This window comes from Allomuricauda sp. M10 (genome assembly GCF_020782875.1).
In the GTDB taxonomy this organism is placed as follows: Bacteria; Bacteroidota; Bacteroidia; order Flavobacteriales; family Flavobacteriaceae; genus Flagellimonas.
This window is the reverse complement of record NZ_JAJGBN010000004.1, coordinates 121380-145839: the sequence shown is the minus strand read 5'-3', so window position 1 is coordinate 145839 and position 24460 is coordinate 121380. Positions and strand designations below refer to the sequence as shown.

Sequence of the window (24460 nt, the reverse complement as noted above, 5' to 3'; positions counted from 1 at the left end):
CTCTTCATTCAATCTATTAAATAAATAAGTTATAATTTTGGATTTAATGGATGACAGGATGACCATTACTTTTTTGGGAACGGGAACCTCGCAGGGAATACCTGTAATTGGAAGCAATCATCCGGTATGTCTTAGCAAGGATCCCAAGGATAAAAGGCTTCGGGTCTCTGTTTTGGTCTCATGGGACGATAACAATTTTGTTGTGGACTGCGGCCCGGATTTTAGACAGCAAATGTTGTTACATCCTATTGAAAAACTGGACGGTATCCTCTTCACCCATGAGCATGCCGATCATACCGCTGGCATCGATGACATACGTCCCTTTTTCTTTCGGCAAGGCGATATTCCCATTTATGCACACCAAAGAGTAATCAATTCCCTAAAAAAACGTTTCGATTATATATTTGCTGATGAAAATCGATATCCCGGTGCTCCGGCGGTACAAGTTTTCGAGGTAAAAAAGGATAAACCAATTTCGTTGGGAGGCCTTAATGTAATCCCGATTGAAGCTTACCACAACCGGTTACAGGTGTTTGGGTATCGCTTTGGGGAATTTGTGTATCTCACTGATATCAAGAAAGTTGAGGAAGAAGAAATCGAAAAAATAAAAGGAGCTAAAGTGTTGGTGGTAAATGCCTTGCGTGAAGAACCACATCATTCCCATTTTAATTTGGAAGAAGCCCTTGAATTTGCGGAACAGGTGGGGGCGGATAAAACATATTTTACGCATATCAGTCATATGTTGGGATTCCATGAAGAAGTGGAAAAACAGCTACCCCCGAACATTCATTTAGCATACGATAACCTACAATTGAAAATTTAATTCCATGAAAAGCAGAATTTTTCTTTACCTATTCGTATTTACGGCCCTTTTGGTGCTGTTCCAATTTGTGACCGCCAACAACATGCAAAAAACACTTAATTCTGACGTTACCAGATTACAGGATGAAGTAGAAAAAATGGAGGATTCCATTAAAACCTTAAACTTGAAGGTTTTGGATATGCAATATTTTACCCTTGAGAATAACGATGATGCCTTAGCATACTACGATCATTTGAATTTGGACAATCCTTCTCGCTACATTGAGGATAAGTTACTGGAAACCAATGAAAGGAAAGGCGACAACCCCTTGATTCCGTATGAAGGAATGGAAAGTGATTTTAAGATCAACAAGATCAAGGTGTTGAATCATAAATGGATTTTGGCCGACTTTTCCGATGGAAAATATTGGGGTGAACTGCTCATCAAATATGAACTCAAGGATGATCTAAGCGTGGACTTTACCATGTTGGACCATTTACTTTACGCTAGGAGTAATTAATCCTCACCGGTCATTCTGAGTGCAACGAAGAATCTAAACTATTCGAATTATCAGTAAGTAAGGGATTCTTCACTGCGTTCAGAATGACAAAGAAAGAAACTCGGATGTCACTGACAATCAAATGTGGTTCTCCAACCACTTTTTGAAGGAATAAAAATTTTGTTGGGAAACCCCGTGACCGATCGGAAATTCTTCGAAAGTGCAGTCAATTCCCAATTTCTTCAGTAATTCTGGAGCCCGCTGCGCCCATTCCAAAGGAATGACCTGATCAACCTGTCCGTGTGAGGCATAAATATGTAGGTTGCCATGATTCTTTTCAGAATAATCTGGCGTCAATATTCTTTCATTGATGTACCCGCTTAGGGCCACTACATTTTTAACCTTTTCAGGATAGGATAGCGCTACGGCATAACTTAAAATGGTGCCTTGGCTAAAGCCTAAAAGCGTAATGTTTTTTGCATCAAGATTGTACGCCTTAATAGCCTCATCAATGAAAGTCACAATCTTTTCACGGGACTCCTTGGCTTGTTCATCATCGCTCCATTTTCCGTATTCCGCATCAAAATTAATGGCATACCAAGCATGGCCAAAGGGCTCAAGGTCAAAAGGTGCCTTTACGGAAAGTACCATCAATTCCTCTGGCAATTCAGGAGCAAAGGAAAATAAATCTTCCTCATTGCTGCCATAGCCATGGAATAAAAAAATAGCGGGTTTCTTCTCAGATGTTGATGAAGAGGGACGTAGGAGATAGTCCAAAGAAAGTGGGATGGGGGACATGCTATACTTTTAAGGAATGAAGGTAAACCATTTTTGAAAATATTCACCTATTACGGGTAATGGCTTCATTTTATCGTTCATTACTTGCAAGAATCCAAAAATCCAAATGACGAAATAGAAAATATAAATGGGCAATGCCAAATACACCATTCCTGAATAGGTCAACAAAATGGCCAAGGCATGAAACAGCACGTGGATACCAAATGCCTGTCGGGTATGAAATCGTGCAAAGGCATTCTTGGGCTCCACATTCATGGTGATGGCAATCAAACAACCTATAATAGTAATATACGCCACTATTGCTGTAGTTTTCCCTGGATTGGTTTCGCTCATTTTAAGGTGATTTGGTCGTTATTAATGACTCCGATGGCTTTTCCCTTTAGGGAAGCCCCCAAAAACATACTGTTTTTGGAAGTGGAAAGCACATGTTCCAATCCAAAGGTATACTCTTCATCAGGAACAAAAAGGGTGAGGCAGGCCTTGGCTCCTTCTTTTAAAACAGGTTCTTCCAGTCCAAAACGAGAACGTCCCTTGATCAACATGGTTATGGTTTCATCCAGATCAAAAATGTTATTCAGGCAACCAAATGCAGATTCTAATCCAATGGAACCACTCATCGCATTATCGAATTCCACTCGTTTATGCTCAATATCCACAGGAATATGATCAGAAGTCACAAAATCGATGGTACCATCGCTCACTCCTTTGATCAAAGCCTTACAATCCGATTTTTCGCGAAGGGGAGGCGATACTTTGTAGTGCGTATCAAATCCTTGTAGGGATTCATCCGAAATAAATAGGTTATGAACGGCTACACTACAAGTTACATCCAATCCCTTCTTTTTGGCATTGGCAATCAGTTTTACCGATCCTGCCGAGGAAATGGTAGGGATGTGCAATTTTCCTCCTGTATATTCCAGGATAAAAAGATCTCGGGCCACTTGCAGTTCTTCAGCCAAAGCCGGAATTCCTTTCATTCCCAAAATGGTCGAAATTTTTCCTTCGTGGGCCACACCGGTCCCTTTAATATTACCATCTTGAGGGAAGGAAAAAATCAGTCCCCCAAAATTTTGAGCGTATAGTAGGGCTATTTTTAAAAGGTTGGGATTGGCCACTTGCTTCTTGAAATCGTAAAAGGCCACGGCCCCTGCGTTTTTCATATCGAAAAGTTCCGCCAGGTCGGTTCCATCGGCGTTTTTAGTCAAAGTACCCATGGGATGGATCACTGTTGCCTTATTCAGTCCCCTTTCCTTCAAAAACACCACATCCGAACTGGTATCGGGCACAGGATGCGTATTGGGGTACAAAAGAATATCCGTAAAACCACTTTTTCCTGCGACCATCAGTCCGTTTGAAATCGTCTCCCGCTCTTCGTAACCAGGTTCACCAAAACTTACTCCTGAGTCGAACCAACCTATAGATACATGCAGGTTCTTTTGATCTACAACCTTGGTATTGGAAGGCCCCTCCACAGAGGTTCCAATCTTTTCAATGACCCCGTTTTTAATCAGGATGTCCCGCTTTTTCAAGTGAAGTTCCTTGTTATCTGGGCATACAATTTTTGCAGACTTCAGCAGAATGTTCATGTAACGAATTTTTGAATGATAACCTCGATGAGTGCCAGCAGCAACGCTAAAATAACAAACCATTTCCAATAAGCCGTTATGTTGTTGTCCTGTTCCAATTGTTCGAACACGGACACCACGGAGTCTTGTATATTGGCTTGGGAAAAACTTTCCAAATCCAGATAGCTGAGTTGGCTTTCAACTCTTGGATAATTAAAACTGATATGTTGCAGGGCATTCCCATTTTCTGAAATGGTATAAATGCCGTCTTCAGTTGGATTTTGGTCAAAAGAAAGACGTACCCGGTTGGGAAAGGTCTGTTGAAGCGGAATAAATTCATATCCTTCTTTCGCAACCGATAAAATATCATCATTTCCCAAACTGGTGGTGACATCTATATTGCTTGGAACTCCCAAGGTATGATAGAGTTCAGGGGCCTTCAGGCTGGAAATTGCCATATTGTAAAAGGTGGGCACGATCAACGGGGAATTCTTAAAATTGGAATTTTCCAGTTCCAAGGGCGTCGAAAAAATGTAAAGTCCATCCGTCCCCGATAAAAATGCATCACCACCTTCCAAAGTTAATATACTGGGCAAGTTGGACTGGACCTTAAAATATTCCTTTACCGAAGGATATTGGAAATTGGTCACCTGTTTTTCAAAGACATTCCTGTAAAGCGGATGGTCAAAAGCAATGGTGGTCAATTTGGTATTTGATGATACTTTTTCAATAAAACGGATGTTGGACGGACCTGATAAAAAGGGGTTGTAAGAAGCAAGATCACTATCTGCGGCCGGTATCAGGATTAAGGTTCCACCATTGTTTTTAAAGGTGCGGAGTACATTTTGAAGGCTATTTGGGATGGCCTTTAAATTATCCAAGATGACCACATTTTGATCATCAAGTTTGCTGTAATCCAATTGATTGAGCTTGAAATTTTGAAGGTCAAATTCGTCCTCCGTGAAAAGTCTACTCAAGTAATCACTATTGGATTCACTGATAGCCAACACCTTGATCTTTTCAGTTTCATTGATGTTGAAATAAAAGGTGTTATCGTATGCCAATCCATTGTCAATAAGGGTCAACCTCCCATTGATTTTTTCATTTCCTGGTATAGAAAATTCAACTCTAGCCTTTGTATTGGAACCAAATTTTGCAGCCGTTTTGGCAATCAGATTTTCATCATTGTACAACGATAGCGGCAAGGCTTCCTCTGGCTCACCTCCAGATAAAAGCACCGTAAGCTTGGCTTGGTCCGAAAATCGGTCTGCAAGAAAAACGGAATCCAAGGAAACGTTGCGCATTTCCCTAGGTCTTAAGGTAACAAAATAGGGATGCAGCGCACTATCCAATGGTTGGGTTCCGGTTGCCATTCTATCTTGAAAATCAGATATAACCATCAAGTTTTTTGTGGAATTGTTCGATTTGGAAAACAGGGTATTCGCCTTCAGTTCTATTTCATCAAGGTTCAACTGTTTGAAGGTATAGGGCAAGGACAACAGGTTGTTTTGGATATCCTTTATCTGAATATTGGTAAACGTTTGGGTATTGGTAAAAAGACTGAAAACCGACTCCTCATCCACATTTTTAATAAGGTCTTGAATGGCTTTTTCAAATAGAGCCAGTCCATTGTCCTTGGCCTGCATGCTGAAGGAATCATCCAAATAGATCACGGTTTCCTTTTGTTGCAAGGCCGTTCCTGAGGACACAAACGGTTGGGCAAATGCTAAGATCAACGCGGCCAGCAATAACAACCTAGTAAAAAGCAGCAGCCATTTCTTTAAGGAATTGCTTTTACGCGACTCCGATACTACTTTTTGTAGCATGGCCACATTGGTAAAAGGCGTTTTTTGAAATCTACGTAACTGGAAAAGATGAATGAATAGGGGGATGATCAGAAGAAAAAGGGCCAAAAGAATTTCTGGATGTTTAAACTGCATTCCCGACTTAGATTGAACAAATATAGGCATTAAAATATTTGATCATTTTAAATAATGCTGTTAAGAGGGTGATAAATTAATGTGGGTGAAGAGTTAATGGGTTAAAGGTATAGGATGTAAAGGGGTTGTCAGCAAAAGAAAAAATAATCCCTCATGGATTCTTGACCGAGTGATTTCAAATGGATCTTTATTTTCTTTTGTTCCTTGCCATTGGCAACGGTAATGATGCTCTGGGGGTTGCTCAGCGTTTTCAAAGCATCAAAGTGAACCAATTCTTTCTGATAGATTTTTTTACCAATCTTTTTGGGATTATCACAAAGCCAAATAAAATTAATCCCTTGACTTTGTAGTCCCTTGGCAATGGCTTTTCCTTTAAAACCAGCTCCCCAAACAACCAGGGGACGATTTTTATCACGATTCAATTTTAAAAAGTAACGGAGTTTGATATCCAAAAAATAGTTTTGGGCATAATGCTCATGGGTGCGTGAGGTCCGTGTATCGTAATCCCGCCAAAGATGCAATATTTCATTGCACGGAAGAATTTTTAATCCTCCTTCATAAAAACGAAAGGCGAGATCATAATCTTCGGGGTAACGCATCGGTTCAAATCCATCACAACGTTCAAAATCTTCCCGGTGTACCATCCAGCAAGGCGATGGAATTACGCACTCTTTGTAGATTTCATCAAAATTGGTTCCCTTGGATGTCAACCCGTTCAACCATTTTTCATAGCGTGAATAACCATTGCTGATCCCACGGTTAGAGAAGTATTTCACCTGCCCCACGGCGATGTGTCCTTGGCCGGTTGCTATCAAGTTATCAACCATTCGTTGCAATCGTTGCGGTTTCATGATATCGTCAGAATCCATCCGGGTGATAAAGGCTCCACTACTTTTGGCATAGGCTGTCTGCAAGGCGGGGATAATCCCTTCCCCTTCATTTTTAAAGACTTTTATGCGTGGTTCTTTGTCCGCATATTGACTCAAGACCTCAAAACTGTGGTCGTTGGAATGATCATCAACCGCCAAAACTTCCCAATTGGAATAGGTTTGGCCCAGAATGGAATCCAAACATTCCGGTAAATAATGAGCAGTGTTCTTAAACGGGATGACGATGCTTACTTTGCCCTGTTGCATATTGCAAAGTAACCAATTCTTCAATCAAAGGGTATGAGGTCCGGTGCTACATATTCTGATTTGGCTTTGACACTTTTTAGCAAGTCAAAGGCATAATGCTGGTCCAACAATAGTTTAAAAGATGTTTTGAGTTTTGGGAACTCCACAATAAAATCATCAAAAGTGGTGGATTTTGATTTTTTCATGAAGTGATGCACCGCTTTCACCGAAGCCACAGTCAAGGTCTTATGGAACTTGGTGCCATCCCCATGTAATCGGTCAAATTCACGGATACCTCCACAGCATTTATCGATGGCCGATTCCTCTCCAAAATTCTTCAAATAAATATAGGCCAAACGAATATGCTCCTCATGCGTGAACAGGGAAGGGGGTAAGTGTCCCGTTTCAAATAAATGAACAAACTCAAAATCCGTCATTTCAATTTTTATTTGGTGGCGAGTACTTCATCAATAGCTTTCAAAACCAGTTTTTCTATAACGGAATATCCGGCTTTTGTCAAATGCACTTCATCTGTGGTCAAAGCTTTGGGCAAACCGTTACGTTTGTCGGCCATGGCCGCAAAATAATCCAGGTAATTTACGTTTTGCTCTTTTGCCATTACTTTTAGCATGCCATTCAATTTTGGTATCTTGATGTTAGGCTGCAATCCTGGTCTCCACGGATAATCATAGGCAGGCAGTACGGAACAGACAATAGGATGTATGCCATTTGCCTTGGCCAACTCTACCATTCCCAAGATGTTATCCCTGATTTCTTCAAGGGTCATGGGCCCGGTATTTCCTGCAATATCATTGGTTCCGGCCAAAATCACTACAACTTTTGGTTTTAGGTTGATAACATCCTGCCTAAAACGCAACAACATTTGTGGCGTGGTCTGCCCACCGATACCACGATCAACAAAGGGATGGTCTTTAAAAAATTCAGGATGGGCTCCTATCCAGCCCTCAGTAATGGAATTTCCCATAAAAACCACTCGGTTTTCATCAGATGTAGGAGCGGCTAATTCGGAATTTGCTTTTTTATACTTTTCAAGGTTTGGCCAATCTTGTGCGGTAGTTTTGAACGGGTTCAACAATCCTAATAAAAATGCCATAGCCCAAATGGTGGTTTGTGTTTTCAAAATGTTTGTTTTAGTTACTGTACAAGGTTCTAATTTACATAAAAAGTTTTCAGTTATAGGGAAGAATCAAGTTCTAATCCGATTCAAAAAAAAGGCAGGTCTTTATGGACCTGCCTTTTTGTATGGTTTCAATTAGCATTAATATTTTGCACTCTTACCGTTGGCTTGGGTTTTTAGAATGAAATTTCGGATGTCCTCATTTGCTGATTTCAAATCTTCATGACGTAAATACATCATGTGACCGGAACGGTATCCTTTAAACTCAAAGCGATCTTTCATGCGCCCACTTGGGTCCACTTGAGACATGGTATATTTCGCGGCAAAGTAGGTACAGGCACCATCATAATAACCTGACTGTACCAATACATTCAAATAAGGGTTCTGTGCCATGGCTTGACGAAGATCTTCACGAACATTATCATCACTGTCATCCCATGGGTGTACTGGACCGAACATGTTGTATTTGATGTCGGTCTTAAAGTTCAGCTCTTCTTGCAAGTAATAGTTGATGGCCGGGGTGAAGCTATGCAACCAGGACGTCAACTCTGGAGAATAATCGGGCCTGGTGCCGGTCAAGGTCTTATCAATTCCCAAATAACGACTATCTAAACGACCAATGGTATAACCGCCTTTTTCCCTCATCAACGCCTTCCAGAAGAATTGTGTGGGCACCACCAAATTTTGATCTATGATATCCTGGGCATCCAAACCTGAATAATAGGCCACTTTTTCGGCGATGGCCTTACGTTCCGAATCTTGAATAAATCCACCTTTTGCTATGGCAGGCAATAACTTGTTGATCGTAAAATCCTCTACTTCAGGTAGCACCTCCAAAAGATCTTGATTTTGTAAAGCGGCTGGTAATGCTTTATGGTGCCAAGCAGCAGCAGCAAAATAGGGGAGGTTCAATGCACTTGAAACAGGATCATTGTCACGGAACACCTTATAATCTGCAGGGGACACCATGATCACACCGTTCAAGTACATCCACTGTTGATTTTGTAGTGCCAAGGAAAGTCCCATTACGCGGGTACCTCCATAGCTTTCCCCAACAATGTATTTAGGAGACCTCCAACGGTTGTTTCTTGTCACGAAAGTATTCAACCATTCGGCCAAATATTTGGTATCGGCATTGATACCGAAGAATTTTTTGTGATCCACTTCCTTTCCAGATTCAGGAATAGTGCGAGAATAACCGGTATTGGCAGGGTTTACGTATACGATATCGGTCACGTCCAAAACCGAATACGGATTTTCTTTTACACCATAAGGTTGAATAGGATAGCCCTCATCATCAATTTTAAGTACACGAGGACCAGTATAAGCCAAGTGCATCCAAACGGAACCGGAACCTGGACCCCCGTTGAAGGAAATCAACAAAGGACGGTCCGCCCTATCCTTAACTCCATTTTTGGTGTAATAGGTATAATGAAGGGAGGCAATCGGTTTGCCCAATTCGTCCCACACCGGTTGGGTTCCTGTAACAGCGGTGTAATCAATACGGGCGCCGTTAATGGTTACCGAATGTTGGGTAGTTACCGTAGTATCGATCGGTAATTTCCTTTCTTGGGCAAAAGTCAAGGTAATAGCAGAGCATAACGCAATGCTGAAAAGGTAAAGAGATCTCATAATTTTTTGGTTGAATTAGTCTAGTCAATAAAAGTAAGGATTTTGAAAGGTCTATTTCTGTTAAAGGAATCGTAAAAACATAAAATTATAAAGGTTCAATCATTATATGTATTTTTAGTACAGCACACTAAACATGACATCGATGAAAAATTTGACCCGAAGGGATTTCAATGGTTTAATGATGAAGGGAGCCGGAAGCGCTGCCCTAATGTCCGTAACTTCGTTTGCCTGCGCCATGGGACCCAACCAAGATAAAAAGAAACTGGGAATTGCCTTGGTAGGATTGGGGAGCTACAGTACGTACCAATTGGCACCGGCCCTTCAGGATACCCAGCACTGTTATTTGGCCGGAATTGTGACCGGAACCCCGGACAAAGAAAAAATCTGGGCCGACAAGTACAACATTCCAAAAGCAAATATCTACAATTACCAGAATTTTGATGATATCGCCAAGAATGACTCGATTGATGCAGTTTATGTTGTGCTTCCCAACAGCATGCATGCCGATTTTTGTATTCGGGCAGCCAAAGCTGGAAAACATGTTATCTGCGAAAAGCCCATGGCCGTCAGTGTGGAAGAGTGTGATGCTATCATCAATGCCTGTAAGGCTGCCGGGGTGAAATTGGGCATGGGATATCGGTTACATTCCGAGCCTTACACGCAACAAGTGAAGCAATTTGTAAAGGAAAAAACGTTTGGTGACATCAAATTTATATCTGCCGAAGCCGCTTATAGATCTACCGGGAATCCTGATCAATGGCGATTGAACAAAAAACTTTCAGGGGGCGGAGCCTTGATGAACATGGGGGTTTATGCCGTGCAAAGTACCATTTACGGGACAGGGGAGAACCCCATTTCGGTTTCTGCACAGGAATTTAGTACCAGACCTGAATATTTTAAGGATACGGATGAGACCATCATGGCCCAATTGGAATTTCCAAGTGGGGCAGTGGCCAATATCTCCACCTCACATAATTTCAATGCGAATAGTATGTATGTTTCGGGCACCAATGGCTGGGTTCAGTTGCAACCGGCCAATAATTATGGACCATTGAGTGGAAAAACATCCAATGGGGATATTCTTGAATTTCCACACGAAAGCCAACAAAAATTACAAATGGACGATTTTGCCAAGCACGTGCTCTTGGGGGAACCCAATAAGGCTCCGGGAGAAATGGGCAAGCGCGATATGATGATCGTGGAGGCCATTTATGAATCCATCGCCAAAGGAGGGCAAAAAGTTAATTTGAATTTTGCCCCCGGTTTTGGTTTTGGAGGATGATCATTGTGCCAAAGTGGCGAACAGTTTATCCCTAAGTTCCCCTATTTTTACATGCAAAGGGCTTTCGGTCACCGTTCCAATGTTGATGGCAATGAACATATAAAGTTTATTTTCCGGAAAATATCGGAGCTCGCAACCGGCACCGATTCCACCACCGGAATGACCATAATAGGGATGACCTAGGATTTCCCCTATGCCCAATCCCAATCCGTAAGCAGGTTTTCCAGCTCCATTGTTCACCCACGTCTTCATCAATTGTAAGGTGGAATCTTTTAATAATTTCCCATCCAACAATCCTTTTAAGAATAGAACTGCTTCTTCCGGAGTTGTCACAACGCCATCATCCCCGACCATGTAGGTTACATTCTGCTTTTGGATGTACGAGATGTTTTCCAGTAGCCCATCACTATAACGGTCCCAGTAGCTGTCCGATAGTTTTTCTCCCTTTAATTTTTCATCTGAGATTTGATAATAGGTGTGCTTCAAGCCCAATGGTTCAAAAATGACCTGCTCTATATATTTTCCATGATCTCCCATGATGTTATCCACAATCATGGAAAGTAACACATAGTTCGTATTACGGTAGGAATAACGGGTACCTGGCTCAAACGACAACTTTTTACCATTGATAAATGAGATATAATCCAAAGCCGTAAATGGTTTATCCGGATGTTGGAGGAGAGTGCTGGCGTACTCGGGGTCAAAATTGTATTCGGGAACCCCAGAGGTATGGTTCAGCAACATCCTGATGGTAATCTCGTCTGCCCGGTCCACCATTTTGGAGATTGAGGGTTTTAAATACATGGTGATGGGATCATCAAGGGCAAGTTTGCCTTCCTCATACAGTTTTAAAACGGCAACGGCCATATAGGTTTTGGCAATACTTTGCAGATACTGTAGATGGGAATCTTCCATCGGTAGTTGCTTTTCTAAATTGGAAAACCCCTCACTTTTCATCCACCAACCCTCTTCATTTAAAATGGCAATACTGGCACCAGGGCATCCATTTTCCACAATCTCTTTCAGAATAGGAGCCACGACTACACCTTTGGGATGTTTAGGATTTGATTCTTGTTGGGCCAATCCAATATAATAGCTTCCCAAAACGAACAATATGGTTATGTATATCTTTTTCATGAATGTTGAATTAAAAGTGAATACGAGATCCAAATCCCATCAGGGTGAACGGAACAACGGGCATACTATCATTATAGTTGGTGGCCAAAAGAAATTGATAGTTTGCAAAGGGTGAAACATATGCACCTTGACCATAAGTGTCATACCCCAATCCTATGGTGGCAGGGATCACCAACATGCCCTTGCCCTTTTTGCCCACATTTTTCCAACCGTTATCCGTCAATTGATAGGCATCTTTGGGACGCTTGGCATAGAGGTATCCCACTCCAAGTTTGATTTCGGAATAGGTATCGTTGAATAATGTTGGCCTCCAAACAGCTTGAGTCTGAAAAAGAAGTCCTCCACCGACCCTTTTATTACCGTACCAGACCATTTTAAACTCCTGTACCCAATTTCGCTTGCCATTGTGACTTACTTCAGTGCCCAATCCAATGCCTATATTGCTGAACAAAGGTTTTTTGTTCTTAAATGGAAGGGAAAGGGAATGAAACTCGATACTGACGATCAACGGAAAATTGCGGTGATTGTCCACCGAAGATTGGGCATTTCCGTACTGCCACAGCATGATGCCTACCAGCATCCATACAATTTTTGTTTTCATTTTTTGATTGATTTAATGCTCCAAATATCCCATCCCTTCTTTAAAATTTCAGGTTAAAGAGGTTCAAATACCTTGAAGTGTAGCAAAAAATGGGGTGAATTGTCAAGAGATGTCCCGAAACCAACGCTTAAATGAAGGAGCTTTGGTACGGCTTACAGGAATTTCTTCAGGCAGTGCCAATTGATTTTTTAAAGAAACACTGATTTTTCCATTTTCCAACTTGGAAAATCCTTGGATCATATTTCTGTTCACAATAAACTGACGGTTCAACCTAAAGAAGTAGAACTCTGGAAGTTCTTCCAATACCCTTTCCAATGTTTTGTCCAAAAGGTATTGATTGCCATCAAAAGCATGTAGGGCCACAAACTCGTCTTCTACAGACATTCCCATAATTTCATGGTATGGAATGTGAACTTCATTTTTTCCCTCTTTCACCAGAAAACCTTTTTGAAGTTTTTTCTTGTCCACCTTCACTTTCTGCTCCGTGCCCTGCCATTTGTAATAATAATGGATCATGATGTAAATGGCATTGATGAAAAAGAACCAGATGGAAATGATAAAAAGATCGGTCGAATAAAAACTAGGATGTGCCCGCTTTCCGTAAACGATCAAACTGGAAAGCTCAGTCAAAAAACTAATGATGAACAACCCGATGAAAATGGTAGCGAAAAACTGGATGATGACCCTTTTGGAAAAGCCTTTGGAGTAGGGGAGTTTCTTATCGAACCAAAGGATCATTTTTCGTACGGCTAACCAAGCAGTATACCCGATCAAGGTATCCAGCGTATACGTAAAAGCAAACCACCAATTAAGTTTTACATTGGAGTAGGTCAAATAATAATTGAATCCACTGATAAAGGGGATAAGTACCAGAAAAAGTGGAATATCAGGATAATACGGTGACCTACTTCGTTGTTCCATGGCTATTTAGCTACCCTAAAAGTAATGCATGGAACAGAAATGGTGAAATCTAGAATCTAATCAGGAATGTGATTTTAACATATTTGCCAAATAGGTTAATGTCGAAGTAAAACCTTCCTTGAAGCCCATTTCAATCATCTGTTCCATTCGGGTGAGTGATTCATTGTGGATGGAAATGCTCACCGTGGTAACGCCGTTTTCTTCACTAAAACTCAAATCCCAATTAGAGCCTGGTAATTGTGGGTTTTCATCCGCATCAGCAAACGCATTGAACATTTTAAAATTGGTCTTGGGGCTGATGGAAGTATATTTTTGTAGCGACCAATGTTCCTGGCCTTCAGGACTCACCATGGCATAAAAACGTCTTCCACCCACCTTAAACTCCATATGCTTGGTAACCGATTTCCAAGGTAGGGGAGCCCACCATTGATCCAGAATTTCCTTTTTGGTAAAAGCATCCCAAACCAAGGGCAATTCTGCTTCAAATTCCTTGTCAATAAAAACGGTTTGAATTGATTTGTCTACCGTGAAGTTAAAAAGCAAATGTTCGTTCATTTTGTTTGTTTTTTTATGGTGGATAATACGTTTTCGAGTTGACTGAACCGGGTTTCCCAAATTTTTCGGTATTGTTCAAGCCAAGCATCTATTTCCTTCATCTTCTCTATTTTAAGCGAATAGAAAATTTCTCGGCCCTGTTGTTCTTGATGCACCAATTCGCATTCGGTGAGAATGCGCAGGTGTTTTGAAATGGATTGACGGGAAGCATCGAAGTTTTCCGCAATGGCATTTGGCGTCATAGATTGCAAGGCAATCAGCGCAATGATGGCCCTTCTTGTGGGATCGGCAATGGCTTGGAAAACATCTCTTCTCATCTTCTCAATATGATTTATGAAACTGTTTGGTTGCAAATATATATGCAACTTTTTGGTTGCGCAAAATATTTTAGCATTTTTTATCACTTGAAATTTTTAAAAAAATGAATTAGAATTTTTCAAACACGCCCAACCCAAATAGGGCAAAGTCATACTTTACTGGGTCGGAAGGGTCCAGTTTTCGTAGGTTCCTGTCCAACTCGGCCAAGGCCTTGGCATCACTCTGTTTGCGTTTCAACAGTTTTAATTTACGACCTACGTTACCTGTGTGTACATCCAAGGGGCAGGAAAGTTTGCTGGGAGAAATGTTTTTCCATAAACCAAAATCCACACCAGTGGAATTATCACGTACCATCCATCTTAAAAACATATTGATGCGTTTGGCCGCCGAACCTTTCAGGGGGTCGGACACATGTTTAGCGGTGCGGGTCTCATGGGGCAGTTCAAAGAAAATTTCCTTGAATTTGGATATGGCCGGTTGCATAGAATCCTGTTGCTGATAAGTTGTGAATACACCCTCCAAACCGCTATGGTTGGCATATATATTTTTGAGGCTTGTTACAAAGTAACCTAAATCGATGCCATTAAAAGTACGATGTACAAAGCGTGACAGTTTTTCAAGATCATCAGCTTGGTGACCCATTACAAAATCGTGGGGAGCATGGTCCATAAGGTCCATCAATTTAGAGGCATTGTTGATGATGCTCTTTCGGTTGCCCCACGCAATAGTGGAAGCCAAAAAGGCACTGATCTCAATATCCTCTTTTTTGGTAAATCGATGGGGAATCTGTAGGGGGTCATCCTCCAGAAACCTAGGATGGTTGTATTCCAGCACTTTGGCGTCCAAAAATTCCTTTAACTCCGCTTTGGTCATCTTAATTCTTGGCTACGATCAAACCATCTACCATGGTCAATTTGCGGTCCGCCATATTGGCCAATTCCAGATTATGCGTCACCAAAACAAAGGTCTGCCCAAATTCATCCCGAAGCTTGAAGAACAGTTTATGAAGGTTGTCCGCACTTTCAGAATCGAGGTTACCACTCGGTTCGTCCGCAAAAACCACGGCTGGACTGTTCATGAGGGATCGCGCCACGGCCACCCGTTGCTGTTCCCCACCGGAAAGCGCATTGGGCTTATGGTCACACCTATCGGATAATCCCAAAAAGTCCAAAAGCTCCTTCGCCCTTTTTTCCGCATCGGATTTGGCCGTACCCTTAATAAAAGCTGGAATACAAACATTTTCCAGCGCCGTAAACTCAGGCAATAATTGATGGAATTGGAAGATAAACCCGATATGCTCATTCCGGAAACGGGCCAAATTTTTATCGTTCAATTGGTTGATGTCCGTATCATTGATGAACAAGGTACTTTCGCCTTTATTGGAAGGAATATCCAAGGTTCCCAAAATCTGTAACAAGGTAGTTTTTCCTGCACCTGAAGCACCTACAATGGAAACGACTTCTCCTTTTTGAATTTCGAGGTCAACCCCTTTCAAGACCTTTAGGTCTCCGTAACTTTTTTGAATGTTCGTGGCCTTAATCATAAAAATGGCTTCGTGGAATGAAAGTAATGAATACTGTCGAAGCCACAAAGATGCAGGTTTTTAATTAAAGTTTCGGTCATTTGTACGACTAATACGGAATGGAATAAGTTTAGGATTTAAAGTGTGATATCCTAAACTTTGTTTAACTTTGAACTATAATGGATAAACAAAATACTATTTCAATAGAGACCGCCATCTTTGCTGGCGGTTGTTTTTGGTGTACCGAAGCTGTTTTTCAACGCTTGAGAGGGGTAATGTCCGTTGTACCCGGCTATACGGGCGGCACTATAAAAAATCCGGCCTATCGGGAAATCTGTACGGGCAGGACAGGGCATGCGGAAGCCATCAAGATCACTTTTGAACCTTCACAAGTTTCCTACACTGAACTGTTGGAAGTTTTTTTTGCCACACATGACCCCACAACTCTTAACCGACAGGGGAACGATGTGGGCACCCAATACCGTAGTGAGATTTTCTATACCAATGCCCAACAAAAGGAATTGGCTGAAGAATTCATCGCTTTGTTACAAAAAGAAGGCATCTTTGCATCACCGATTGTAACGGCCATTTCCGAAGAAAAGCCTTTTTATTTGGCCGAGGAGGAGCACCATAATTATTATAATGACCATCAGCAACAACCGTATTGCCAAGTCATTATTGACCCGAAAATCAAAAAATTGAATACCTATTTTTCAAAAAAACTGCAGCATGGCACCTTATAGAAATTTGGAGGAATACAACATTGAAATCACCAATGAGGTGAAGGACCATTTTGCCAAAATAATGGACGATATTGGTGAAGATGTGAACCGTGAAGGATTGGTCAAAACACCTGAGCGCGCCGCCAAGGCGATGTTGTTCCTAACCCAAGGGTATAAACAAGATGCAGAAGAAATTTTAAGAAGCGCCATGTTCGCCGAAAGTTATGACGACATGGTCATCATTAAGGATATAGAAATGTATTCCCTTTGCGAGCATCATATGTTGCCCTTTTTTGGTAAGGCCCACATCGCTTACATACCCAACGGGCATATTGTTGGATTGAGCAAAATTCCACGTGTGGTGGATGTTTTTGCACGCAGGTTACAGGTTCAGGAACGATTGACGCACGATATTTTGGAATGCATCAACAACACTTTAAAACCGAAGGGAGTTGCGGTGGTGATCGAGGCATCCCACATGTGCATGATGATGCGTGGGGTACAAAAACAGAATTCTGTGACCACTACATCTGGGTTTAGGGGGCAATTTGAAAAAATTGAGACCCGCAACGAGTTCCTGAAACTGATTAGTTCAGATTTGTCCTAACCGATTTTTACAATTCGGGGGGAATTCCTATTTTTCCTTTATGGGAGAAGAAAAAGACAAGAAATATCGCAATCTCATTTTGGGATTGGTATTTGATGGTATCGGTATGTTATCCTTTGTGATTCCGGGAGTGGGTGAGTTTTCCGATGTAATCTGGGCTCCCATTGCGGGGTGGCTTATGACCCGGTTGTATAAGGGCAGGGTAGGGCAGGCCGCCGGTTTGATCACCTTTGCGGAAGAGTTGATTCCAGGGCTGGATATTATCCCAACGTTCACTTTGACCTGGATTTACACCTATCTTATCGCCAAAAAAAAGAACAACGACTGATATTCATCAATCGTTGCCTCTCTTCTAAATGCTTATGCTTTTTAAAGCGGAATGCTCAAATTGAAGGCTACGTTACGCCCAATGTTGGCAATGCCATCTGTTTTCAACCTGGAAAGGTGTGAAATGTAGTTTTTATCGAACAGGTTATTTCCACTGATCTTATATCCCACTTTTTGGTTGAAGATCTTGATATCCCCACCGACTCCCACATTGAATAGATTGTAACGAGGCGTTTTGGTCTCGAATGCGGCCACTTTGTTCTGGTCAAAAAAGGTTTGAAGGGTTACGAATGCATAGCATTTGTATTGGGTGTCCTTTTTGTTCCATTCCACTCTAAATGTGTTGGTCCATTTGTTGGCCGGCATCAAGGGTAGGTCGGTATCGTCTTCCAATTGACCGTAGACAATATCATAACTGCTTTCCAAATGCAACCAATCTATGGGGTGTGGATGGATGTGAAATCCAAATTCACCACCGTATAAAGTAGCATTTTGTTGTTCAAAAACGTAGATAGGGTCCGTATCCCTGAATTCGCCAGTAGGTTGAAGGTAAATGTAATCGCTTACCCCATTGTAAAACCCATTGATATAGGCTTCTACGTGTTTGTTGCCATATTCCAGGGCCAGGTCAATTTGAAAATTCCTTTCGCTTTTCAAGTTAGGATTACCGATTTCCACACGGTTGGCCCCGCTATGTAACCCATTGGAAGTCAATTCTGCCAAATTGGGTGCCCTGAACCCTGAAGCCAAGTTCAAACGGACCAAAATATTGTCGGTAACATCCACGCGATATCCTAAAGCAGCATTAAAACTGTTGAAATTCCGATCAATGGCAGCGATATAGGTTTCTTCTCCCTCAACACCACTTTCATCACCTTTAATGCCTCTTACATCATAACGCAATCCCCATTGAAAATCGCTCTTGTTAAAATGGATGTGCGAGGTGGCCAAGACCCCAAAATCATTGGTGGTCGCGTTCGGAATCAACACTTCTTCCCCGAAGTTTTCATTCTTTTGACTCATTCCTTGTATTCCAAAAATGGTAGTGGTTTTGCCCCATTGCGGATTGTAATGGATGTTGTAGTTAAAAGTACTCAACTCCATGTGCAGAGCAGGACCTTCTTCTTCGTGCTCTTCTTCCTCGCCTGGAACTTCCTCTTCATCATGATGGTGCTCTTCAAATTCCTTTCGATCATTGAAAATATACCCGAAAGTGGCCTCAAGACTCGAATTTTTGAAGAACAAATTGTTCTTGGAGCTCAGGGATATGGGTAAAAATTTCCTGATAAGGTAGCAATGGGTCACGATCGTTATTTTGTACACCAATTTCTTCGGGGATTCCCAATTCAGATTTGTTGTAGTTGTATCGTAATTCCGTTTTGAATTTGGATGCTTGATAAGCAAATCCAGTTTTGATATCCGATTCTTTGAATCGGGAATTGGTCACACTGGTACCATCTCCTGTTTCGTAATCCGCATTGGAGGCAATGGCTCCACGTACCAAAAACTTGAATTTGTCACCAGAGGTTTTAAAGCCCGCATTGGTTCCATAACCCAACGTATTGGTAAAATAGTTCAAGTTCACATCCCCGGATGTTTTCCCCGACAATTCAAAATCTTCCGGATTTAAATACAGTACGCCTCCCAAGGCATCGGAGCCATAGAGTAGGGAGGCAGGACCTTTTATGACTTCGATACTGGAAATTCCCGCATCGTTCAAGCCAAGACCGTGTTCGCCGCCAAATTGTTGGTTTTCCAAGCGAACCCCTTGGGTGTAGACCAATACGCGGTTAAAACTCAAACCACGGATAACGGGTTTGCCAATACCGACCCCAGTGGATACGGAAGAAACTCCAGGGATTCGTGTAATACCATCGGCCAACGTCATGGCTCCTTCACTTTTCAGTTCCGCGATGGATTTCTGTTCCACTTTCATCACGTTCTCGCGTTCCAGTTTATGGAAGGGGGTGGAAAGGACCACTTCATCCATTTCAATGGCCGAAGCCACCATTTGATAATCGAAAACGTTGCTTCCCGAGTTGATTTGATAAGAAACGGAATGGGTTTCGTACCCTAAATAGGAAACGACCAATTTATAATTGCCTTCAGGAAGGTTCTTTAAGGTGAAATTTCCATTTTCGTCCGTAATGGTGCCATTCTGAAGCTGTGGAAAGTATACGGAAACCTGTTCCAATGGATAACTGGTATCTGCATCGGTAATGGTACCGGTCAATGTATTCTGTGAAAATATATAGAGGGGGGACAATGCACAAAGCACTGCCAAATAAATTTGTTTCATTGTAAAGATTAAAAAGGTTTGTAATATCTAAATGGTTGTAGATACTAAAACCTCCGGAGGTCCACGCAACGCATGATATTCCGTTTTGAAGGGTTTGAAGATAAAATGGTAACCGATTTCACAATGTCCAATTTCAGGAACTTCAACCGGCACATATATAAAGGAAGAAGTAAAAAGTACCTTGTTAGCCAAGGTAAAATCATGGAAGTCGCAATGAAAATTGCCACTGTGAATATGATTTGTACCGTGTGAGAGACATTTTTGCTCCTTGGAATGCCCAGATATGGCATGCGACAATTTTACCGCAGACGGAGTAAGAATCCCTAAAATTAGAATGAGGGATAGCCAAGAAATTGCGCGTTTGTGGAGTTTGAAGGCCATTTGCAACAAATTTAAAGAAGACCTTTCCTCTTTATGTGTTAACAAAAACTTAAACTATGGCACAAGGAAGCCCAAACCCATCCGTTTGAGCATCTTTTTCTCAAAATTCCAGAAAAAAGGGAACTGTCCAAAGAACCACCCAACCAAAAGAAGTAAAACTTGGTAGATGGGAAAAATAATCAAGATTCTGAAGGTCCAATACGCGATTTGGTGCACGGCCCCCTCACCGAGTCCAACCCACTCCACCAAAGGTCCCGCCAATTTTCCTGACAAGCTACCTGTGATGGCAAAAACGATGAAAATGGCAATCATTTCCCATTTGTAGGTCACCTTCCATTTGTTTTCCAATTTTTTAAAACACCACAAAAAGAATTTGACCAATACAAAGTAAATAAGCAACGTAACACCAATGGTAAACACCCATTCAAAAGCTGTGTTGTTCAGGCCAAAAAGATGTAGGAACCTTCTTGCTATCAAATAAGACGTCGACAAAGTCAAAAGCACGCCCAATACTGGGAAAAGGAATTGCCAATTCTTCTGAATTTCCCAACGCTGTCGTATTCTTTGCATAGCAAATAGTTGTAGTGCAAAAATACTACATTAAATTCTTGGAAGGAAGGGGCCAAGCCGCTGATTGTACTTTCTTTGAAAGTAAATGAAGTAATTGTAGAGCTTGTAATTCACCTCGTACCCATAATCAATGTTGGGATCGTAATTGATCTGCATTTCATACAGATTTGGATTGTAAACATTAGGTTGAAGCACCCTTTGGTTCCAATTCATCACCAAAATGGCATTGCGGTTTTCCAAAAAACTTTGGGAATAATAGCCTTCAGGTTTGGCAATACTCAACAACCACGTATTAAACCCAGGTTCAATGATGATGATCTCGTATTCTGTTTTTTCATCCTTTATTTCGACGGGTTGCTCTTCTTTGGAATCAAACAGCGCTTGTTCCTCGTTGGAAATATCCAAGGGCTGTTTTTGGGTGGAACAGGAGGTGATTAATAGCAAAATCATTGCCATCAATACGTGTGTTATCTTTTTCTTTTTCATGACATTAAGGTACAAAAAAAGCCGCTTGAAAGTTCAGAACGGCTTCTTAAATATGAGTTATAAAAGGAATTACTTTCCGAAAAGGCCTCCGAGTATTCCTCCCAAACCACCTTTCTTTTGTCCGCCACTATTCAACACCATTCCAGCAAGGTCGTCCATAATGCTGCCATCCCCATCAGAATCCAAAAAGGTTTCAATAAGGGATTGTTGTTTGGCGGCGGTCTTGGTACCACCCATTAATCCACCCAATAATCCATTCAATCCATCGGGACTACTGATGTTTTGTTGACGAGTTTGTTTGCCGAGATATCCTAACAAAAGGGGAGCGGCAATTTTCAAAATTTGAGCTACAGTACCTGCATCAAGTCCTGATTTACTACTAAGTGCATTTTCCACTTGTGGTTGTTTGGAACCCAAAATATGTCCCAGGATCCCAGCTCCATCATCCATGGCACTTTGATCTACGCCACCTCCAAAGAAACCGCCCAGATTGTCCAAAATGCTTCCATCATGTTTGGAACTCAAAGCATTCATTAATCCCTGAGCACCACCTGGTGTGGAAGTGTTTTTTTTCATGGCACCCATCAAAAGGGGCATGGCCATACTCAAAACATCGGCAGTTTTGCTTTCCGACTGTCCTGTTTGACCCGCAACTCCGCTGATCAATTGTCTACCCGTTGGGCTATTGAGTAAATCCAATAATCCTGACATGTGTTTAGTGTTAAGGTTAGAGTGACAATGTACGAAAAAGTAGGGTTTGAAATCCTGATAAACGTACTAAACCTAAATTAATTTAGCAATTTGATCACCTGTTCCGCAAGCTCAATACCAATTCTTTCCTGAGCTTCCAAGGTAGAAGCTCCGATATGGGGTGTCAGGGAAATTTTTGGATTCATTAAAATTTGGATTTCCGGGTGTGGTTCCGACTCAAACACATCCAAACAAGCAAAGGCTAACTGGTCATTATCCAAGGCATCTACCAAAGCCACTTCATCCAAAATGCCACCTCGAGAGGTATTGATAATCCCTGAACCAGATTTCATGAGTTCCAATTCCTTTGCCCCGATGATATAATCCTCCTGGGCCGGTACATGAAGACTAACAAAATCGGATTGTTTCAAAACACTTTCCAGATCTTGGCCAATCAATGAGAAACCTACGGTTTGACCATCAAAAAAGGAAATGTCCAAATTGGCCTGGGCAACATGATGATCGGTGTAGATAACCTTCATTCCCAACGACAAGGCCATTTTAGCTGTTGCCTGTCCAATCCTGCCAAAACCAACTATGCCCAAGGTTTTACCTCGAAGTTCAGTTCCACCAGAATAGCTCTTCTTCAATGATTTGAAGTGACTCTCGCCTTCCAAAGGCATATTTCTATTGGAATCAGGTAGAAAACGAACCGCTCCCAACAAATGGGCAAAAACCAGTTCGGCAACAGATTCCGATGAGGCTTCTGGCGTATTGATAACGTGGATACCTTTTGATTCGGCATATGGCACATCGATGTTATCCATCCCAACACCTCCACGACCAATCAATTTGAGGTCGGGACAAGCATTTATGATTTCCTTATTGACCTTGGTGGCACTCCGCACCAATAGCCCAGTAATCTTATTTGCATTGATATAATTTGCCAACTGCTCTTGGGCAACATGGGTAAGGTTAACCTCAAAACCGGCATTTTCCAATAATGTGATACCTTCTTTTGCCAATCCATCGTTGGCCAATATAATCTTCATTAATAAATAAATTTTAAATTTTGAATGCCAAATGCTAAATGGTTTCTTGACTGGTCTTTACAATTTTCGTCAATATTTTGATAATCTGGTTGATTTCATCCAAGTAAGATTCAGTCCCGATCTTCGTTAAATTACTTTCTTTGATCAATCTGAGCCAATACCGTGTCTCCCTTGCTTCTTTGGAAGCAATAGCCATTTTTGCTATAAAATCTCTTTTGGATTGACCTGCACCGGCTTCCACAACGTTAGCACCAATACTGGTAGATGATCGAAGTAATTGATCCGCAAAGACAAACTCTTTGTTTTCTTTCAAATCCTTGACCAATTTGATGATACTAAGGGAAAAATTAAAGGTTTTGTCCTCTATCAACACTTAAAACTTAGAATTGAACACCGAATAAAACTATCCTTTCTTTTCCAATTCACTCATGATGTCCACCAGTACCCCAACACTTTCAATGGGAAGTGCATTATACATAGAAGCCCTGTATCCGCCAACGGATCGGTGACCTTTAATGCCGCTGATACCCGCTTCTTTGCACATCTCATCGAACATATCTTTTAATCCATCATCGGTTATGTTGAAAGTGGCGTTCATCAACGAACGGTCTTCTTTTGCGGCATATCCCGAGAACACTGGGTTCAATTCAATTTCAGAATAGATCAAATTGGCTTTACGCTCATTGAGCTCCTCGATAGCCGGGATACCACCCAAATCCTTCAACCATTGCATAGTGAGCATGGAAACGTAAATGGCAAAAACAGGAGGCGTGTTGAACATACTGTCCTGCTTGATGTGAACGGAATAATCCAACATGGATGGAATTTTTCGGGATACTTTACCCAAAATATCTTCCTTGACTACTACCAAAGTGGCACCTGCAGGGCCCATGTTTTTTTGGGCACCGGCATAGATCAGGTCAAATTTGGAAAAGTCGAGCTGACGGGAAAAGATATCCGAACTCATATCGCAAACCAAAGGAACACTGGTTTCAGGGAACTTTTTGATCTGGGTTCCGTAAATGGTGTTGTTGGAGGTCAAATGAAGATAATCCAGGTCTTTTGGAACCTTGTATCCCTTTGGGATATGGTCAAAATTATCTTCTTGGGACGAGGCCACTTCTACCACTTCTCCGAACAAACGAGCCTCTTTAATGGCCTTTTGACTCCAGGTACCGGTATTCACATAACCCGCCTTTTTCTCCAAAAGATTGAAGGCGGTCATCATAAACTGCATACTGGCACCACCTTGCAAAAAAATGGCCTGATATCCTTTTCCTTCCAATCCCATCAATTCCAGAGCCAAGGAACGTGCCTTTTCTATGATGGCCACAAACTCCTTGCTGCGGTGGGAGATTTCGATTAGGGAAAGTCCGATTCCATCGAGGTCCATAACGGCCTCTGATGCCTTTAACAATACTTCTTTGGGCAAAATACTGGGTCCTGCGCTAAAATTGTGTTTTTTCATTTCCTTGGTTTACGGGCTAAAGGTCTTAAAAAT

The 24460-nt window shown here is 41.6% G+C and carries 30 protein-coding genes; 6 read left to right on the top strand and 24 right to left on the bottom strand.

Features of this window, described 5'->3' with window-relative positions; genetic code table 11:
• Positions 1-58: 58 nt before the first annotated feature.
• Both LKX84_RS11880 and LKX84_RS11875 read left to right on the top strand, forming a co-directional pair.
• Positions 59-823: an MBL fold metallo-hydrolase gene (locus LKX84_RS11880; RefSeq protein ID WP_228237593.1), complete on the top strand. Its 765-nt coding sequence runs from the start codon at positions 59-61 to the stop codon at positions 821-823.
• A gap of 4 nt (positions 824-827) precedes the next feature.
• Positions 828-1322 carry a hydrolase gene (locus LKX84_RS11875; RefSeq protein WP_228237382.1) on the top strand — a complete coding sequence of 165 codons (495 nt, stop codon included), beginning with the start codon at positions 828-830 and terminating at the stop codon, positions 1320-1322.
• 117 nt (positions 1323-1439) lie between these two features.
• Here LKX84_RS11875 and LKX84_RS11870 read toward each other — a convergent pair whose 3' ends face one another.
• The 8 genes from LKX84_RS11870 to LKX84_RS11835 all read right to left on the bottom strand — a co-directional run bounded on the left by LKX84_RS11870 (position 1440) and on the right by LKX84_RS11835 (position 9489).
• A complete protein-coding gene (locus LKX84_RS11870; RefSeq protein WP_228237381.1) occupies positions 1440-2099 on the bottom strand; it encodes an alpha/beta hydrolase in 660 nt (219 codons plus the stop codon).
• Positions 2100-2108: 9 nt separating this feature from the next.
• Positions 2109-2432 (bottom strand): hypothetical protein, encoded by a 324-nt coding sequence (locus LKX84_RS11865; protein WP_228237380.1) that lies wholly within the window; start codon positions 2430-2432, stop codon positions 2109-2111.
• Positions 2429-3685, bottom strand: coding sequence for a dihydroorotase (locus tag LKX84_RS11860; RefSeq protein ID WP_228237379.1), 1257 nt, complete (start codon positions 3683-3685; stop codon positions 2429-2431). Before LKX84_RS11860 ends, LKX84_RS11865 begins: the two co-directional genes overlap by 4 nt.
• Positions 3682-5604, bottom strand: a complete 1923-nt coding sequence (locus tag LKX84_RS11855) for a BatA domain-containing protein (protein ID WP_228237378.1) — start codon at positions 5602-5604, stop codon at positions 3682-3684. The genes LKX84_RS11860 and LKX84_RS11855 overlap by 4 nt, the downstream gene beginning before the upstream one ends.
• 128 nt (positions 5605-5732) lie before the next feature.
• Entirely contained in the window at positions 5733-6740 is a 1008-nt protein-coding gene (locus LKX84_RS11850) for a glycosyltransferase (protein ID WP_228237592.1), read from the bottom strand.
• A 20-nt stretch (positions 6741-6760) separates the two neighbouring features.
• Complete coding sequence (locus tag LKX84_RS11845; protein WP_228237377.1) at positions 6761-7156, bottom strand: hypothetical protein; 396 nt, start codon at positions 7154-7156, stop codon at positions 6761-6763.
• A gap of 8 nt (positions 7157-7164) precedes the next feature.
• Positions 7165-7860 (bottom strand): SGNH/GDSL hydrolase family protein, encoded by a 696-nt coding sequence (locus LKX84_RS11840; RefSeq protein ID WP_228237376.1) that lies wholly within the window; start codon positions 7858-7860, stop codon positions 7165-7167.
• Positions 7861-7998: 138 nt separating this feature from the next.
• On the bottom strand, positions 7999-9489 hold the full coding sequence (locus LKX84_RS11835) for a S10 family peptidase (protein WP_228237375.1): 1491 nt from the start codon (positions 9487-9489) through the stop codon (positions 7999-8001).
• A 142-nt stretch (positions 9490-9631) separates the two neighbouring features.
• Here LKX84_RS11835 and LKX84_RS11830 point away from each other — a divergent pair, with 142 nt between their 5' ends.
• Positions 9632-10771 carry a Gfo/Idh/MocA family protein gene (locus LKX84_RS11830; RefSeq protein WP_228237374.1) on the top strand — a complete coding sequence of 380 codons (1140 nt, stop codon included), beginning with the start codon at positions 9632-9634 and terminating at the stop codon, positions 10769-10771.
• Here the strand turns inward: LKX84_RS11830 and LKX84_RS11825 are convergent, their stop codons facing one another.
• From LKX84_RS11825 to LKX84_RS11795, 7 genes are all read right to left on the bottom strand, one after another.
• The gene (locus LKX84_RS11825) at positions 10772-11908 is read right to left on the bottom strand and encodes a serine hydrolase domain-containing protein (protein WP_228237373.1); all 1137 of its coding nucleotides are present in this window, start codon (positions 11906-11908) and stop codon (positions 10772-10774) included.
• 10 nt (positions 11909-11918) lie between these two features.
• Positions 11919-12509: a hypothetical protein gene (locus LKX84_RS11820; protein WP_228237372.1), complete on the bottom strand. Its 591-nt coding sequence runs from the start codon at positions 12507-12509 to the stop codon at positions 11919-11921.
• Between the two features lie 102 nt (positions 12510-12611).
• The gene (locus LKX84_RS11815) at positions 12612-13430 is read right to left on the bottom strand and encodes a LytR/AlgR family response regulator transcription factor (RefSeq protein ID WP_228237371.1); all 819 of its coding nucleotides are present in this window, start codon (positions 13428-13430) and stop codon (positions 12612-12614) included.
• A gap of 60 nt (positions 13431-13490) precedes the next feature.
• Positions 13491-13985 (bottom strand): SRPBCC domain-containing protein, encoded by a 495-nt coding sequence (locus tag LKX84_RS11810; protein WP_228237370.1) that lies wholly within the window; start codon positions 13983-13985, stop codon positions 13491-13493.
• Positions 13982-14302, bottom strand: a complete 321-nt coding sequence (locus tag LKX84_RS11805; RefSeq protein WP_228237369.1) for an ArsR/SmtB family transcription factor — start codon at positions 14300-14302, stop codon at positions 13982-13984. Before LKX84_RS11805 ends, LKX84_RS11810 begins: the two co-directional genes overlap by 4 nt.
• Positions 14303-14411: 109 nt before the next feature.
• Complete coding sequence (locus LKX84_RS11800; protein ID WP_228237368.1) at positions 14412-15176, bottom strand: TIGR02757 family protein; 765 nt, start codon at positions 15174-15176, stop codon at positions 14412-14414.
• A 1-nt stretch (position 15177) separates the two neighbouring features.
• Positions 15178-15846, bottom strand: a complete 669-nt coding sequence (locus LKX84_RS11795; RefSeq protein ID WP_228237367.1) for an ABC transporter ATP-binding protein — start codon at positions 15844-15846, stop codon at positions 15178-15180.
• A gap of 158 nt (positions 15847-16004) precedes the next feature.
• Between LKX84_RS11795 and msrA the strand changes: the two genes are divergently transcribed.
• The 3 genes from msrA to LKX84_RS11780 are packed head-to-tail and all read left to right on the top strand — an operon-like array spanning position 16005 to position 17482.
• On the top strand, positions 16005-16568 hold the full coding sequence (gene msrA / locus LKX84_RS11790; RefSeq protein ID WP_228237366.1) for a peptide-methionine (S)-S-oxide reductase MsrA: 564 nt from the start codon (positions 16005-16007) through the stop codon (positions 16566-16568).
• Positions 16555-17154 carry a GTP cyclohydrolase I FolE gene (gene folE, locus LKX84_RS11785; protein ID WP_228237365.1) on the top strand — a complete coding sequence of 200 codons (600 nt, stop codon included), beginning with the start codon at positions 16555-16557 and terminating at the stop codon, positions 17152-17154. The genes msrA and folE overlap by 14 nt, the downstream gene beginning before the upstream one ends.
• Before the next feature lie 40 nt (positions 17155-17194).
• A complete protein-coding gene (locus LKX84_RS11780) occupies positions 17195-17482 on the top strand; it encodes a hypothetical protein (RefSeq protein WP_228237364.1) in 288 nt (95 codons plus the stop codon).
• 41 nt (positions 17483-17523) lie between these two features.
• On the opposite strand, the gene LKX84_RS18005 is transcribed toward LKX84_RS11780, so the two are convergent.
• The 9 genes from LKX84_RS18005 to serC form a co-directional block, all read right to left on the bottom strand.
• A complete protein-coding gene (locus tag LKX84_RS18005; RefSeq protein WP_317206476.1) occupies positions 17524-18786 on the bottom strand; it encodes a TonB-dependent receptor in 1263 nt (420 codons plus the stop codon).
• Entirely contained in the window at positions 18701-19780 is a 1080-nt protein-coding gene (locus tag LKX84_RS18000) for a TonB-dependent receptor (RefSeq protein ID WP_317206475.1), read from the bottom strand. Before LKX84_RS18000 ends, LKX84_RS18005 begins: the two co-directional genes overlap by 86 nt.
• Before the next feature lie 27 nt (positions 19781-19807).
• Entirely contained in the window at positions 19808-20161 is a 354-nt protein-coding gene (locus tag LKX84_RS11770) for a hypothetical protein (protein WP_228237363.1), read from the bottom strand.
• Positions 20162-20215: 54 nt separating this feature from the next.
• On the bottom strand, positions 20216-20731 hold the full coding sequence (locus LKX84_RS11765) for a DUF6787 family protein (RefSeq protein ID WP_228237362.1): 516 nt from the start codon (positions 20729-20731) through the stop codon (positions 20216-20218).
• A 30-nt stretch (positions 20732-20761) separates the two neighbouring features.
• Positions 20762-21217: a DUF6146 family protein gene (locus tag LKX84_RS11760; protein WP_228237361.1), complete on the bottom strand. Its 456-nt coding sequence runs from the start codon at positions 21215-21217 to the stop codon at positions 20762-20764.
• A gap of 69 nt (positions 21218-21286) precedes the next feature.
• Positions 21287-21928 (bottom strand): DUF937 domain-containing protein, encoded by a 642-nt coding sequence (locus LKX84_RS11755; protein WP_228237360.1) that lies wholly within the window; start codon positions 21926-21928, stop codon positions 21287-21289.
• Between the two features lie 77 nt (positions 21929-22005).
• Positions 22006-22959: a D-2-hydroxyacid dehydrogenase gene (locus LKX84_RS11750; protein WP_228237359.1), complete on the bottom strand. Its 954-nt coding sequence runs from the start codon at positions 22957-22959 to the stop codon at positions 22006-22008.
• Positions 22960-22993: 34 nt separating this feature from the next.
• The gene (locus tag LKX84_RS11745) at positions 22994-23332 is read right to left on the bottom strand and encodes a four helix bundle protein (protein WP_228237358.1); all 339 of its coding nucleotides are present in this window, start codon (positions 23330-23332) and stop codon (positions 22994-22996) included.
• A 30-nt stretch (positions 23333-23362) separates the two neighbouring features.
• Positions 23363-24427, bottom strand: a complete 1065-nt coding sequence (gene serC, locus LKX84_RS11740; protein ID WP_228237357.1) for a 3-phosphoserine/phosphohydroxythreonine transaminase — start codon at positions 24425-24427, stop codon at positions 23363-23365.
• Positions 24428-24460: the final 33 nt, after the last annotated feature.

What these genes read in the sequence shown, in the direction of transcription:
- LKX84_RS11780 (WP_228237364.1), top strand. Translation starts at nt 17,195, where the DNA reads ATGGGAGAAGAAAAAGACAAGAAATATCGCAATCTCATTTTGGGATTG.
- LKX84_RS11750 (WP_228237359.1), bottom strand. Translation starts at nt 22,959, where the DNA reads ATGAAGATTATATTGGCCAACGATGGATTGGCAAAAGAAGGTATCACA.
- LKX84_RS11815 (WP_228237371.1), bottom strand. Translation starts at nt 13,430, where the DNA reads ATGGAACAACGAAGTAGGTCACCGTATTATCCTGATATTCCACTTTTT.
- LKX84_RS11830 (WP_228237374.1), top strand. Translation starts at nt 9,632, where the DNA reads ATGAAAAATTTGACCCGAAGGGATTTCAATGGTTTAATGATGAAGGGA.
- folE (WP_228237365.1), top strand. Translation starts at nt 16,555, where the DNA reads ATGGCACCTTATAGAAATTTGGAGGAATACAACATTGAAATCACCAAT.
- LKX84_RS11825 (WP_228237373.1), bottom strand. Translation starts at nt 11,908, where the DNA reads ATGAAAAAGATATACATAACCATATTGTTCGTTTTGGGAAGCTATTAT.
- LKX84_RS11755 (WP_228237360.1), bottom strand. Translation starts at nt 21,928, where the DNA reads ATGTCAGGATTATTGGATTTACTCAATAGCCCAACGGGTAGACAATTG.
- LKX84_RS11805 (WP_228237369.1), bottom strand. Translation starts at nt 14,302, where the DNA reads ATGAGAAGAGATGTTTTCCAAGCCATTGCCGATCCCACAAGAAGGGCC.
- LKX84_RS11860 (WP_228237379.1), bottom strand. Translation starts at nt 3,685, where the DNA reads ATGAACATTCTGCTGAAGTCTGCAAAAATTGTATGCCCAGATAACAAG.
- LKX84_RS11875 (WP_228237382.1), top strand. Translation starts at nt 828, where the DNA reads ATGAAAAGCAGAATTTTTCTTTACCTATTCGTATTTACGGCCCTTTTG.
- LKX84_RS11795 (WP_228237367.1), bottom strand. Translation starts at nt 15,846, where the DNA reads ATGATTAAGGCCACGAACATTCAAAAAAGTTACGGAGACCTAAAGGTC.
- LKX84_RS11800 (WP_228237368.1), bottom strand. Translation starts at nt 15,176, where the DNA reads ATGACCAAAGCGGAGTTAAAGGAATTTTTGGACGCCAAAGTGCTGGAA.
- LKX84_RS18000 (WP_317206475.1), bottom strand. Translation starts at nt 19,780, where the DNA reads ATGAAACAAATTTATTTGGCAGTGCTTTGTGCATTGTCCCCCCTCTAT.
- LKX84_RS11850 (WP_228237592.1), bottom strand. Translation starts at nt 6,740, where the DNA reads ATGCAACAGGGCAAAGTAAGCATCGTCATCCCGTTTAAGAACACTGCT.
- LKX84_RS11835 (WP_228237375.1), bottom strand. Translation starts at nt 9,489, where the DNA reads ATGAGATCTCTTTACCTTTTCAGCATTGCGTTATGCTCTGCTATTACC.
- LKX84_RS11765 (WP_228237362.1), bottom strand. Translation starts at nt 20,731, where the DNA reads ATGCAAAGAATACGACAGCGTTGGGAAATTCAGAAGAATTGGCAATTC.
- LKX84_RS11855 (WP_228237378.1), bottom strand. Translation starts at nt 5,604, where the DNA reads ATGCAGTTTAAACATCCAGAAATTCTTTTGGCCCTTTTTCTTCTGATC.
- LKX84_RS11870 (WP_228237381.1), bottom strand. Translation starts at nt 2,099, where the DNA reads ATGTCCCCCATCCCACTTTCTTTGGACTATCTCCTACGTCCCTCTTCA.
- msrA (WP_228237366.1), top strand. Translation starts at nt 16,005, where the DNA reads ATGGATAAACAAAATACTATTTCAATAGAGACCGCCATCTTTGCTGGC.
- LKX84_RS11845 (WP_228237377.1), bottom strand. Translation starts at nt 7,156, where the DNA reads ATGACGGATTTTGAGTTTGTTCATTTATTTGAAACGGGACACTTACCC.
- LKX84_RS11770 (WP_228237363.1), bottom strand. Translation starts at nt 20,161, where the DNA reads ATGGCCTTCAAACTCCACAAACGCGCAATTTCTTGGCTATCCCTCATT.
- LKX84_RS11880 (WP_228237593.1), top strand. Translation starts at nt 59, where the DNA reads ATGACCATTACTTTTTTGGGAACGGGAACCTCGCAGGGAATACCTGTA.
- LKX84_RS11820 (WP_228237372.1), bottom strand. Translation starts at nt 12,509, where the DNA reads ATGAAAACAAAAATTGTATGGATGCTGGTAGGCATCATGCTGTGGCAG.
- serC (WP_228237357.1), bottom strand. Translation starts at nt 24,427, where the DNA reads ATGAAAAAACACAATTTTAGCGCAGGACCCAGTATTTTGCCCAAAGAA.
- LKX84_RS11760 (WP_228237361.1), bottom strand. Translation starts at nt 21,217, where the DNA reads ATGAAAAAGAAAAAGATAACACACGTATTGATGGCAATGATTTTGCTA.
- LKX84_RS11810 (WP_228237370.1), bottom strand. Translation starts at nt 13,985, where the DNA reads ATGAACGAACATTTGCTTTTTAACTTCACGGTAGACAAATCAATTCAA.
- LKX84_RS11865 (WP_228237380.1), bottom strand. Translation starts at nt 2,432, where the DNA reads ATGAGCGAAACCAATCCAGGGAAAACTACAGCAATAGTGGCGTATATT.